The organism is Psychrobacter sp. ANT_WB68 (assembly GCF_008369115.1).
Lineage (GTDB): Bacteria > Pseudomonadota > Gammaproteobacteria > Pseudomonadales > Moraxellaceae > Psychrobacter.
Genome location: NZ_VOAZ01000002.1, coordinates 749628 through 761970 on the forward strand (window position 1 = coordinate 749628; position 12343 = coordinate 761970).

The following is a 12343-nucleotide window of genomic DNA, read 5'->3' on the forward strand; positions in this document are numbered from 1 at the left end:
TAAGGAATAGTAATGGATAAACAGCGATTTGAATTAGGTCTAACCCAGCGTAAAGCAACCTTAGGCGCTGAGTACGTTGAGAAAAATTTAGCGGCTGCTGATGACTTCAATCGTCCATTCCAAGAAGCCATGACTGAGTGGTGTTGGGGATTCGGTTGGGGTGACGCGGCTATTGATGCTAAAACCCGTTCATTAATGAACTTAACCATGATTGCCGCCTTAGGTAAAATGCATGAATGGGAGTTACATCTAAATGGTGCAATCAACAATGGTTGCTCTATTGATGAAATTCGCGCTGCTATCCATGCCATTGCGATTTATTGCGGTGTACCACAAGGGGTAGAATGCTTTCGCATTGCCCGTGAAGTATTAACTAAACGCGAGCTTCTATAAATCTGAAAGTAAAACAGCTGGAGATAAAGATGCAATTAAAAAATGAGCAGTTATTCAGACAACAAGCCTTTGTCAATGGAACATGGTGTGATGCTGATAGTAAGAAAACTCATGATGTATGGAATCCCGCCACAGGAGAGTTAATCGGTACAGTACCAATGATGGGTGCTGATGAAACCCGTCGTGCGATCGAAGCTGCAGATAAGGCTCAGATAATGTGGTCAACAAAAACGGGTAAAGAGCGTAGCTTAATTTTGCGTCGTTGGCATACGTTGATTGCCGAAAATGTCGAAGATCTAGCTGTATTAATGACGTCTGAGCAGGGTAAACCAATCGCGGAAGCTAAAGGCGAGATTCAAAGTGGATTAGATTATTTAGAATGGTTTGCTGAAGAAGCCAAACGTATTTATGGAGATTTTATTCCAGGGCACATGTCAGATAAGCGTCTGATCGTTATTAAACAGCCTGTTGGCGTAACAGCGGCAATTACTCCATGGAATTTTCCTCATTCAATGATTAGCCGTAAGGCAGGTCCTGCACTAGCAGCAGGTTGCCCGATGGTTGTTAAGCCTGCAATAGAAACACCTTATTCAGCATTAGCAATGGCTTATTTAGCTCAGGAAGCTGGTATTCCTGACGGAATTTATAGTGTAGTAACAGGTGACCCGTTTGCTATCGGAGAGGAGATGACAACAAATCCTCTTGTTAAAAAAATCAGTTTCACAGGCTCAACCCGTGTGGGGAAGATACTGATGAAGCAGTGCGCTGACACGGTCAAAAAAATGTCATTAGAGCTAGGTGGTAATGCTCCTTTTATTGTTTTCAATGATGCTGATATAGACGCAGCTGTTGAAGGAGCTATGGTAAGTAAATACCGTAATAGTGGTCAAACCTGTGTTTGTGCCAATCGTTTTTTTGTACAAGCGGATGTTTATGAGGAATTCTCACAAAAATTAGCAGAAAAAGTGAGTGCTATAAAAATTGGTCATGGTTTAGAAGAAGGTGTAACTCAGGGCCCGCTAATTAGTCAAGCTGCTGCCGATAATGCTGAAGCATTTGTTACTGATGCTAAAAGTAAGGGCGCTACTGTATTGTATGGTGGTCAGAGAGTTAAAGAAGGTCAAAACTTTTTTCAGCCGACCATTTTAACTGATGTCAATAACAACATGCGAATTGCTAATGAAGAAATATTTAGTCCCATTGCACCGATTTTTAAATTTGAAACGGACGATGAAGCAGTTTCTTTGGCAAATCGAACTGAATATGGTTTAGCAGGTTATTTTTACAGTCGAGATATTGGGCGTGTATGGCGTATAGCTGAAGCACTGGAAGTGGGTATGGTAGGTGTCAATACTGGAATGTTGACTACGGAGTTAGCTCCATTCGGTGGAGTTAAAGAGTCAGGATTAGGGCGTGAAGGCTCAAAATATGGTATTGAAGAATATGTTGAGACGAAATATATCTGCTTAGATATAAGTTGATCTTAGAGCACTATTTATTGTTAATACCTTATAATAAATAGTGCTCTTGAACATAGGTCACACACAGTTCGTAAAAAGCTTGAGCAGGCGGAGAGATAGACTTATTCGCCAATTTAAAAATACCTATTTGCCTGTTTAGGGACGGCTCAATTAATTCTATCCATCTCAGCTCCGGCTCATTAGTAGGAAAGGCAAGTTTTGGTAAGGTGGTGATACCAAGGTCGTTTCTTAATAATGAGAACAGTGAGGTAATATTTTCTACCGTATAGCGAGCTTTACGATTGAGCGCTTCTGCAGGCGTATTTTCAAGCAATCGACAGGTGCCGTTATAAATAAATGGCTCACCTATGAGTTGCTGCCATTCTAACCCTTTCGACTGACTTAGCTCAGTGTTAAGTTCATTACTTTTAAGACAGACCACACCAATCGGATCTGATATAAGTAGGGTGAAATCAATCTCTTTTTCATCAATACTAGTACAGTTGCCCAAGGCTAAGTCTACTTCACCAGTCAATAACCGATTGGCCACGCCAACCGCATTATCATCTATCAATACGATTTCAATATCGGGATATTTTTTCGAATAAGCAACTAATACGCTAGGTAGTAGCTTAGTTACCAATGATGGCACACTAGCAATTCTGATTTTCCCTTTGTCCCCTGATGCGATTGCTTGTAAATCATCTTCTAACGCTTGATAAACAATAAGAAACTGCTGAATCTTAGGTAAACAGCTCTCCCCAAAAGATGTTAGGGTCGCTTTATTGCCGACTTCAAATAAACGCTGATCTAGTGTCTTCTCAAGCTCTTTTATTGATGCCGATATTGCAGCTTGTGAGCGATTAGCACGATTGGCTGCCGCTCGAAAGCCACCTTCTTCTACCACAAATAAAAAATGCCGTAACTGCTGTAGTTTCATGGTGGTTAGCGCCTGTGTGCTTATTAATATAATCAGAAATACTATAATTTAAACGATAGATTAAATCTATCATATTTAATATTTAATTGGTTAGATTTATCGCTAATAAGTGCGTAGCATGAATCTCATACCAGATAAAAGGTAAGAAAGAGTTTATCAAATCTCCATTCAAAGGAATTGAATCTATGACCACTCACTCAACTAAACAAGCGGTTAAAACCTCACTTTATGCATCTAGGTCGCCTCTTGAATGGGCAGTCACTAACAATGGCACATTATATACAGCGCAAATTCCTATCGATGAAAATGGAGAAGTAGTAGCCGGTGGTATCAAAGCCCAAGCTAAGCAAACACTTGATAACCTTAAACATACCCTAGAATGTGCTGGCACAAACATGGATTCAGTATTGCAGGTACTGATTTATGTCACAGATCGTGAGTATCTAAGAACGGTCAATCAAGTCTACGCTGAATACTTTACTGTACCCTACCCAAATCGAGCTGCTTTAGTCATATCAGGATTGGCGCGAGAAGAAATGCTGGTTGAGCTGGTTGTTTATGCAGCTGTACCTTAGGCTTTCATTTGCAAGTTTATATCTGTTTTATGACTCATAATCTATTTTATTTTTTAAAAACTCACTCAAAATTGTTATTAAGGATATTTTTTATGTCAACTCAAGCCTTCAAACAAGACCCAAAAAAATCACTTTACATTAATGGCGAATGGTTAAGTGGTGCAGATACGATTTCTAATATTAACCCGTCAGATATCAGCGAAAACATCGGTAATTTTGCTCAAGCCAGTAGCGACCAAGTACAAGATGCCATTGCTGCTGCACGCCTTGCGCAGCCAAAATGGGAAAAAACGCCTATGGAGAAAAAGCAGTCTATCTTGCAAGCGATTGGCGATGAGATGATTGCCCGTTGCGATGAGTTAGGTACTTTGCTATCACGCGAAGAAGGTAAGCCGTTTGCGGAAGGTCGTGGAGAGATTTATCGTGCCGGTCAATTCTTTCATTACTATGCCGCTGAAGTATTGCGTCAAATGGGCGACCTTGCTGACTCAGTACGCCCTGGTGTCAAAGTTGAAGTCACTCGTGAAGCAGTCGGTGTTGTCGCTATAATTTCACCTTGGAACTTCCCAACCGCTACTGCTGTCTGGAAAATCGCGCCAGCACTCGCTTATGGTAATAGTGTTATCTGGAAGCCTGCTAATCTAACGCCAGCCAGTGCAGTGGCGTTGGCGGAAATCATTCACCGTCAAGGATTGCCAGAAGGTACGTTTAACTTGGTGCTTGGTGGCGGCTCATCAGTTGGTGATGCGTTGATTGATTCAAAAGACATCGATGCGGTCAGCTTTACTGGTTCAGTAGCGACTGGTCGTAAAGTTGCTGCCGCTACCGCGCTAAACTTTGTGCGTTGCCAGTTAGAGATGGGCAGTAAAAATGCCTTGGTCATCGCTGATGATGCTGATTTGCAAGTTGCTATTGATGCTGCCGTTGCTGGCGCGTTTGGTGGTTCAGGACAAAAATGTACCGCATCTTCACGTCTGATAGTCATGGACGGTATTCATGATGCTTTCGTTGATGGCGTTATTGCAAAAATGAAAACCTTAAAAGTTGGTCATGCGCTTGATGACGGTGTCTTTATGGGTCCAATCGTTGATGACAAGCAGCTTGCTTCTAACATGGATTGGATTGAAAAAGCCAAACAAGCTGGTGCCAATTTAGCCTTTGGTGGTGAACGTTTGGACATGCCACATGATGGTTACTATATGTCACCTACCTTGTTTACCGAGACTGATAATAGCTGGGACGTTAACCAAGAAGAAGTATTCGCGCCAATGGCGTGTGTGATGCGTGTCAAGAATTTAGAAGAAGCGATCGCCATGACTAATGACACGCGCTTTGGTTTGACTGGTGGCATTATCACTCAAAGCTTGCGTAATAGTGCGATGTTTAAAGAACAAGTGCAAGCAGGCTGCGTCATGGTCAATCTAGCAACGGCAGGTACCGATTATCATGTGCCATTCGGTGGTCGTAAAGAGTCAAGCTTTGGTCCACGCGAACAAGGAACGTATGCCAAAGAGTTTTATACCATCGTTAAAACCGCTTATCAGAAAGCGTACTAGAAGCGGATTAAAAGGGATGCTAGTCGCAGTCAATTGATTAATTAATCACGGCGCAACTGGTTAAACCTGCGCCAAGCGGCTACTTACAAAAAGCATAAAGGGAGTTTGAGATGTACCAAGACTATATCATCATTGACGGATTACAGTATAGCCATTGGGATCGTGATTATTTCAAGATGCTACAAGCCAGTGGTGTCAATGCGGTACACGCCACCTTGGTCTATCACGAGGATGCACGGCAAACCCTAACGCGCTTTGCTGAATGGAATGCACGCTTTGAGCAAAATAGCGATTTGATTTTGCCCGTTTATTCGGTCGCTGATATTAAGACGGCAAAGCAAAAAGGCAAAGTTGGTATCTTTTTTGGCGCGCAAAACTGCTCGCCTATCGATAATGAGATTGGTTTGATTAGCGTCATGCGCCGCTTAGGTTTACTGATTATGCAATTAACCTATAACAATCAAAGCTTACTGGCGACAGGTTGTTATGAGCAAAACGATTCAGGGGTAACGCGTTTCGGTCAACAAGCAATAGCCGAGATGAATCGAGTCGGTATGATTATTGATATGTCGCACAGCGCAGAGCAATCAACGCTTGAAGCCATTGAGATATCGAGCCGTCCAATCTGTATCAGTCATGCCAATCCAACTACTGCCCATGAGGCATTACGTAATAAATCCGATACTGTCATTAGTGCTTTGACCAAAGCGGGCGGACTGTTAGGTTTCAGCTTGTACCCGTTTCATTTACCGAACGGCAGCGCCTGTACGCTCAATGATTTTTGCAGCATGATTGCTAATTGTGCGGATAAATATGGCGTTGAGCATTTAGCGATTGGTAGTGACTTATGCATTAACCAACCACAAGCCGTGCTTGAGTGGATGCGTAATGGTCGTTGGTCAAAGGCGATGGATTATGGTGAAGGTAATGCCAATAATTCAGGATGGCCAGATACCTTGCCGTGGTTCGCTGGCAAAGACGGTATGGAAAATATCTATAACGGTCTATTACAACATGGTTTCAATGAGACAGACGCCGGAAAAATTATCGGTCAAAACTGGTTTGATTTTCTTGAAAGTGGCATAAAGCCTTTAGCTTAAATTTTTACGAAGCATTCAGCGTTATATAACGTTGAATATTATGTAAATCAGAAAAAATTAAAGTATGGAAAGGCGAAATAAGACTGTTTAGATGTAACGCTAATTTAAATGACGCAACATTATCATATGGAGCCATACCATGGCTGATTTAAAGGGAATTAATAGTAAGTATAGTGAGCAAGGAAGCTCAATCATTCCGGATGTTTCACTGGACAATTTGGTTCAAAACGAAGAGTCATCAGATACTCTAGGACTGAAAAACCCCGCATTTTGGTACAGTGGTGGTTTTATCGTTATCTTTGTTTTAATGGCGATCTTTGCAGAAGCGCGTTTAGCAAAGATAGTGGAAACGGGTTTTACGTGGTCGGCAACTGTCTTTGGTCCGTTTTGGCAATTGTTATTATTAGCAACCTTTGTGATTGCGTTAGCGGTTGGGGCTGGCCGTACGGGACGGGTTATTTTAGGTAACCTAGCTAAACCTGAAATGGATAATTTCAAATGGATGGCGATTCTATTCTGTACTCTATTGGCTGGTGGGGGTGTTTTCTGGGCAGCGGCTGAACCTATCGCGCATTTCGTTAGCGCACCACCTCTTTATGGTGAATCTACTAACATCCAACAACGAGCTATTAATGCATTGTCACAATCGTTTATGCATTGGGGGTTTTTGGCGTGGTCGATCGTTGGTAGCTTGACGGCTATTGTGGTGATGCACTTGCATTATGACAAAGGGCTACCCCTCAAACCGCGTACGCTGTTATATCCGGTATTTGGTGAACGTGTTATGCATGGTCAAACAGGCGCAATCATTGATGCATGCTGTATTGTGGCGGTTGCTGCTGGCACGATTGGTCCTATTGGTTTTTTGGGGTTACAAACCAGTTATGCACTCAATACGCTCTTTGGTATACCTGATACGTTTGTCACCCAGCTTATTATCATTATATTTGCCATCGTGCTTTATACCTTATCAGCCATTAGTGGACTGGCTCGCGGTATGCAAATACTGAGTCGCTTGAACGTGATATTGGCTTTTGGGTTGATGGTCTTTATTTTAATGTTTGGACCTAGTAAGTTTATTATCAATGGCTATATTCAAGGCGTTGGCACGATGGTACATAACTTTATCCCGATGGCAACATATCGTGGTGATGAAGGCTGGCTTGGTGGTTGGACGGTGTTCTTTTGGGGTTGGTTCTTGGGCTATGGTCCAATGATGGCTATCTTTATCGCTCGTATCTCACGTGGTCGTACGATTCGTCAGTTAATTACCACCGTTTGTATTATCGCCCCGTTGGTTACTTGCTTTTGGTTCACAGTGATTGGCGGTTCAGGTTTGGCGTTTGAGATTGCTAATCCAGGAAGTGTAAGTACGGCTTTTGAAGGATTTAATCTTCCGGGTGCGTTATTAGCTATTACTCAGCAGCTGCCATTCCCATTGATTACCTCGTTACTATTTATCATTTTGACTATGATCTTTATCGTGACGACGGGTGACTCGATGACCTATACCATCAGTGTCGTTATCAGTGGTGAGCGCGAGCCCAATGCTACGATTCGTACCTTTTGGGGCATCATGATGGGTGTGACAGCGATTGCGCTAATCTCACTTGGTGACGGCGGCGTGACGGCTTTGCAATCCTTTATTGTGATTACTGCGGTGCCTGTATCCTTTATTCTACTGCCGTCGTTATGGAACGGACCAAAAATTGCGCAGCAAATGGCGCACGACCAAGACCTTTATCGTCCTAACCGAGTGGAAACAGCTCATCGACTCGCTGAAGAAAAGCGTGCCAACGAAACAGTTACCAAAAAAATCGATTAAGTGCGTCATTACTATAGCGGATGATTTATTTACTCATTTAGTTCAGTATTTAGAAGTAGCGAATAAGTTATTTGCTCAACCTATTATTTAAGGTGATAGTTATATGGAACATACTTTGCCAGTCAATGATAATCTAGACGCAGTCAGCTTTCGTACCCCCGATGTGGTGATGCACTCTGAAAGATTGGGCGCGATGCACCAAACCCGTATCAGCTTCGTGCGGACGCTACTGCGTAAAATCGATAAAGAAAATTGGACGTTAAGTAAGCATCTCTGGGATTTAGATGAAAATGGCTACGGACAAGTTATTTATTGTTTACAGACGCCCGAGCACGTTTATCACTTAGTCGTATTCTGCAATCAAATCGCTGATGAAGAACGTAACGATCGCGTGATTGCGCAAAAATGGGACGTGACGTTTGCTTTGGTTTATGGCGAAATAGGCGATGAGCTACTAGCAAACCTGAAAGCCAATGTGCCACTACAAGAAGCCGGTCGTAACTCAAACATGGTGATGGTGCTGGCACGCGCTAATAAAAGCGTGCGCGTCTTTGATCATATTGTCAGCTCGCTTGCCAATGGTCAACAGCCTGATTTGGACGTACTGGCGCAAGTCGGTTATATCCTGCGCACCACTGCCGTTTATGGCAATGGTAAATTCGGCATTTACGACTTTAAACCACTTGATCATAGCGAAGACTTTAACCAATCTTTTCGCGCGCAGATGTGTGCAGTTTATCTAATCCGAGAATTTAGCCTTGATTGGGTCGATTATTTAGCGAAGAAAAAAGGCGGCGATAAGGCAGTAAGCTTACATCCAGAGACTAAGAAATATCTGGGTATCGGTAATGCCACTGGTCTTGGTATGGCACCTTACTTAATTAATCATCCTTGTGTCGTTGATCAATGGTTAAGTACTCGCGAAGGGGCGCTACAAGCCGTATTGGTCTGTGATATTGAGCTTGAATCTGACAATAGCAAAGTACAGCAATTCTCAACCTTAATGAATCGCGCCATCCAACACTTCTCTGAAGTAATCACCATCAATGAGCCGCAAATTCTACTGAATAGTACGGTTGTTAAAGAGTTAACAGCGTTACAAGAAAAACTTGAAGCTGAGCTTAAAGACTGCGATACGTGGGCTGATTTTTTACATCGCAATGACCATCTCAGTTATGAGAGTCAAGAAGTCATTATCTCATGCATGATGGAACTTTATCCTGAGCTTGTAGATGATTTTGCAGGGCAGATAAACGCTGATGAAACTATGTCACTACCGAGTGGCAAAGTCGTTCAAGACTTGATTGAGGCATTAGAAGCGCGTTATCAGTGGGCAATTAACATTGATTTTGCCGCAGAAGAAAACGTCTATTGGTTCTGGTATCGCTCTGAGGATAAAGAAGAGCCGAGAATGGGCGTACGTGGACAAGAGCATGGCGATGATAAAGAGTTCTTGTTAGATATTGGCAGACAAGCGAATACGCTGTATTTAGCTTTACAACAAGCAGATCCACAACAGTTGCTATCAGAATTTATCTTAACGCAGCCAAAATATCGCACCATCGCCCGTCGCGTTTGGACGATGGGTCATAAAAAGATGGGCGATATTCAAATTAACGTCTTGCAAAAAACGGCGTTACCGATGCATTTATTGCGCTGTAAATTGTCCATGTTTGGTGCCACTAAGTTTGATCCGCGTTCAGATCGTTGGGTGCGTGTGACCTTGTTCCAAGGTGCGCCGTTATTTAATGATGTCCATAGTGATGAGTGGCTATTTCCTTTATTACCGAAAATAAATGAGTTTCCGACTTTACCATTAGCTGCCCAATAAGGAGTATTGAGACATGATTGTATCGCATAATGAAATCGTGACCATGGTGAATAAAGCCTTTTTGGGGTTGCAACGTGAAGTCGGGGAGGCTGACTTGATTGCCTCCATGGTAGCAGAGCTACAGATGGCAGGGCTTAATGGTATCACACACTTTAATAATGCCAGTCCATTTATTTTATCTGAACGTGATGAACCTATTGATATCGTCCATCAAGCTGACGGTGAGGTCAGTTTAGATCTACATGGCAGCAGTTTGGTCTGTCATCTGCCGGCAGTGATGGACTATGCCATTGAAAAAATGGGTGATCATGATCATTTTAAAATCTATCTGCACGACTGTCACAACCGCTGGTTGGCTTATAGTGAGCTCGTGAATCTTGCGGCAAAAGGTATCGCTTGTTTGGCTAAGTGGGACAATGGCACAGCACCTAAGCATACCATTTTTACTTTAGATAAAAGATTTGTTTATCCTGATCTATATTTTTTCAATGAGGCGCAGGATAACTATAATACCAATGATATGGTGATTGAGTTATCGACAGCTAACTTTGATATTGAACAAGAAATCCAAAATTTTGATCAAAAAGTATCAATGGATGAGCTGTTTGAAACCCATAAACGGGCATGGAAAGAAGGTATCTATGTCGATGATGAACAGTGGGCAATTCTGAAAAAGAGCGCTGCAGCAATATTGGTTGAAAACAGTGAGGCGTCAAGTAAAGGGGCAGGAGGTATATAGGCTACAGAACAAGCACTCATCGCTGCTCAAATGACCACAGATAAAATCATCCATAAGGCGAGTTTTTGGCAGACCCATCGACAGCATGCCTTAAATACCAGACAAGCAGTTATGCTAGTACTTTACTCGCAGACTTTTATGGCAAGTTGACTACCAAGAAATGGGCAGTGATGACTAAGTTCTTTATAGACACAGCATTACCTAATATCAATGATTTGATAGAGAAGGGATGCTGAGAAAGTCTGAGGCTTCTGGGCGTAGTACGAGTTATAAGATGGCTTTGTGATAAAGATCAAATGGTTCTAAAATGCATAACGCAATAGACGACCTAGTTCAGTGGTCTGTTATAAGTAGTTCCATTATACCAGTCGGTTTTAAGTGGTCTATTAATAGGTTAATTACCCTAATTAGGTGGTTCTGCTAGGTTATACGCTATAATTAAGAAAGCAGCAGCTCCACACTGACCTGAAAACAATATTCATCTTTGACAGTGATGCTCATTTTGCCGTCATGGGCGTTAACAATCGCTTGTACGATCGATAACCCTAGACCTGTGCCAGAATGTAGAGAGTTGCGTTTATGATGACGATAAAAGCGTTCATGCAATTTATTCGCTTCTATTTGTGTTAAGGGCTCATACAGTTGATTAGTGAGCGTTATTTTTAGGTATGGCTTTAAAAATGACTGGCTTGATACCGATCGATTTCCCCTCTCTGTATGATTCATAGTGCTATTATCGGTAGTAGAGGCGGCAATAGTAATGACACTATCACTGGCCGAATAATAGATAGCATTTGATATCAGGTTGGCAAACAGCCTTTGCAATAAGCTGTCATCTCCCAATACAGCTTTAAAGTCTCCGCTTTTTTCAAATACAATCCCACGATCTTCCGCTATAAAATCATAATAAGAAATCATTTTAGTAATGAGGGAGTCGGTATCGACTGCAGTAAACTTGGAGTCATAGACGCCTTTTTGCGTTTTTGCCAATAACAGCATGTTATTAATCAAGTTAGATAACTGCTCAAGTGTCTCATGCTGATCGTGCAGTTGCTCAACGTATTCATTGCTGTTTCTATGCTTACTTAACATCACTTGGGTTTGGGTACTTAAGGTAGCAAGTGGGGTACGAAGCTCATGGGCAATATCATCTGAGAATCGCGATAACGACTCAAAATTTTGCTCAAGTTTTTCCATCATATCGTTATAAGCATCAGCAAGCGGTCGTAATTCACTGGGCATCTCATTAACTACAATACGATCATCGAGTTTTTCAGCATTGATACGTGTCATCTTCTGCCTGATAGTTGATAGTGGGGCAAATCCTAAATGGACACTGAAAGCCGCAACAGAAACCAAGATAAAAGTAATCGCGATTAAGATAAGAATGAGCTGACGGTTAAACTGGGCGAGGTATTGATGATGAACATCAATAGGTAGAGCGATGAGCGCAAAACGCCCGGAATGCTGAATGACAATCGCTCGATAATGACGACTGTCAATTTTTAAGTTAAACGGCCGATCATGATGTTGCTGCCATAAATCTTTTACTGAACGTTTACTATTCGACTGACTCATAAAGCCTTTGGGGTTACTGGTAAGGACTTGTCCCTGATTATCAGTAATCATCGTTTTTACATCATACTCCAGTACAGCATCTTGTAGTTGCTGTGGCTGCTTACTCACAGGCTGATTAGAAAACCATGTTTCACCCTGATCATTGAGCAAGCTATCCGTCATCTGCTGACGCAAATTAAAAGCAGCATGCGTTAAAATCTCTGAGTCCATTTGCTCAAAGTGACCATTAACTGAACGCTGAATCCATAAATAAAGACAGATTTGGGTAATTACTACACAAAGCGTCAGTAAAAACAGTGTCCGCCATAACAGTGATAAGCGTCCGTCTGTGACAATAGGTGTCATA

At 42.2% G+C, this 12343-nt stretch carries 10 protein-coding genes; 8 read left to right on the forward strand and 2 right to left on the reverse strand.

The window, feature by feature from the left end:
- The first annotated feature begins 12 nt into the window (after nucleotides 1-12).
- Together FQ084_RS08310 and FQ084_RS08315 are read left to right on the forward strand one after the other, a co-directional pair.
- Nucleotides 13-393, forward strand: a complete 381-nt coding sequence (locus FQ084_RS08310; RefSeq protein WP_149490151.1) for a carboxymuconolactone decarboxylase family protein — start codon at nucleotides 13-15, stop codon at nucleotides 391-393.
- A gap of 29 nt (nucleotides 394-422) precedes the next feature.
- Nucleotides 423-1874 (forward strand): NAD-dependent succinate-semialdehyde dehydrogenase, encoded by a 1452-nt coding sequence (locus FQ084_RS08315; RefSeq protein ID WP_149490152.1) that lies wholly within the window; start codon nucleotides 423-425, stop codon nucleotides 1872-1874.
- Between the two features lie 28 nt (nucleotides 1875-1902).
- Here the strand turns inward: FQ084_RS08315 and FQ084_RS08320 are convergent, their stop codons facing one another.
- Nucleotides 1903-2793 (reverse strand): LysR family transcriptional regulator, encoded by an 891-nt coding sequence (locus FQ084_RS08320; RefSeq protein WP_149490153.1) that lies wholly within the window; start codon nucleotides 2791-2793, stop codon nucleotides 1903-1905.
- Nucleotides 2794-2978: 185 nt separating this feature from the next.
- Between FQ084_RS08320 and FQ084_RS08325 the strand changes: the two genes are divergently transcribed.
- From FQ084_RS08325 to FQ084_RS08350, 6 genes are all read left to right on the forward strand, one after another.
- Nucleotides 2979-3368: a RidA family protein gene (locus FQ084_RS08325; RefSeq protein WP_149490154.1), complete on the forward strand. Its 390-nt coding sequence runs from the start codon at nucleotides 2979-2981 to the stop codon at nucleotides 3366-3368.
- Between the two features lie 92 nt (nucleotides 3369-3460).
- On the forward strand, nucleotides 3461-4924 hold the full coding sequence (locus FQ084_RS08330; RefSeq protein WP_149490155.1) for an aldehyde dehydrogenase family protein: 1464 nt from the start codon (nucleotides 3461-3463) through the stop codon (nucleotides 4922-4924).
- Between the two features lie 110 nt (nucleotides 4925-5034).
- Entirely contained in the window at nucleotides 5035-6024 is a 990-nt protein-coding gene (locus tag FQ084_RS08335) for a membrane dipeptidase (RefSeq protein WP_149490156.1), read from the forward strand.
- A gap of 139 nt (nucleotides 6025-6163) precedes the next feature.
- Nucleotides 6164-7849 carry a BCCT family transporter gene (locus FQ084_RS08340; protein WP_149490157.1) on the forward strand — a complete coding sequence of 562 codons (1686 nt, stop codon included), beginning with the start codon at nucleotides 6164-6166 and terminating at the stop codon, nucleotides 7847-7849.
- 103 nt (nucleotides 7850-7952) lie between these two features.
- Complete coding sequence (locus tag FQ084_RS08345) at nucleotides 7953-9680, forward strand: hypothetical protein (RefSeq protein ID WP_149490158.1); 1728 nt, start codon at nucleotides 7953-7955, stop codon at nucleotides 9678-9680.
- Nucleotides 9681-9693: 13 nt separating this feature from the next.
- On the forward strand, nucleotides 9694-10419 hold the full coding sequence (locus FQ084_RS08350; RefSeq protein ID WP_149490159.1) for a DUF3726 domain-containing protein: 726 nt from the start codon (nucleotides 9694-9696) through the stop codon (nucleotides 10417-10419).
- Nucleotides 10420-10857: 438 nt separating this feature from the next.
- On the opposite strand, the gene FQ084_RS08360 is transcribed toward FQ084_RS08350, so the two are convergent.
- On the reverse strand, nucleotides 10858-12342 hold the full coding sequence (locus tag FQ084_RS08360) for a histidine kinase dimerization/phospho-acceptor domain-containing protein (RefSeq protein WP_149490160.1): 1485 nt from the start codon (nucleotides 12340-12342) through the stop codon (nucleotides 10858-10860).
- Between the last annotated feature and the right edge of the window lies 1 nt (nucleotide 12343).

Excerpts from the sequence above, each read along its gene's own strand:
- FQ084_RS08315 (WP_149490152.1), top strand. The coding sequence starts at position 423 with ATGCAATTAAAAAATGAGCAGTTATTCAGACAACAAGCCTTTGTCAAT.
- FQ084_RS08335 (WP_149490156.1), top strand. The coding sequence starts at position 5,035 with ATGTACCAAGACTATATCATCATTGACGGATTACAGTATAGCCATTGG.
- FQ084_RS08310 (WP_149490151.1), top strand. The coding sequence starts at position 13 with ATGGATAAACAGCGATTTGAATTAGGTCTAACCCAGCGTAAAGCAACC.
- FQ084_RS08340 (WP_149490157.1), top strand. The coding sequence starts at position 6,164 with ATGGCTGATTTAAAGGGAATTAATAGTAAGTATAGTGAGCAAGGAAGC.
- FQ084_RS08320 (WP_149490153.1), bottom strand. The coding sequence starts at position 2,793 with ATGAAACTACAGCAGTTACGGCATTTTTTATTTGTGGTAGAAGAAGGT.
- FQ084_RS08345 (WP_149490158.1), top strand. The coding sequence starts at position 7,953 with ATGGAACATACTTTGCCAGTCAATGATAATCTAGACGCAGTCAGCTTT.
- FQ084_RS08325 (WP_149490154.1), top strand. The coding sequence starts at position 2,979 with ATGACCACTCACTCAACTAAACAAGCGGTTAAAACCTCACTTTATGCA.
- FQ084_RS08350 (WP_149490159.1), top strand. The coding sequence starts at position 9,694 with ATGATTGTATCGCATAATGAAATCGTGACCATGGTGAATAAAGCCTTT.
- FQ084_RS08330 (WP_149490155.1), top strand. The coding sequence starts at position 3,461 with ATGTCAACTCAAGCCTTCAAACAAGACCCAAAAAAATCACTTTACATT.
- FQ084_RS08360 (WP_149490160.1), bottom strand. The coding sequence starts at position 12,342 with ATGACACCTATTGTCACAGACGGACGCTTATCACTGTTATGGCGGACA.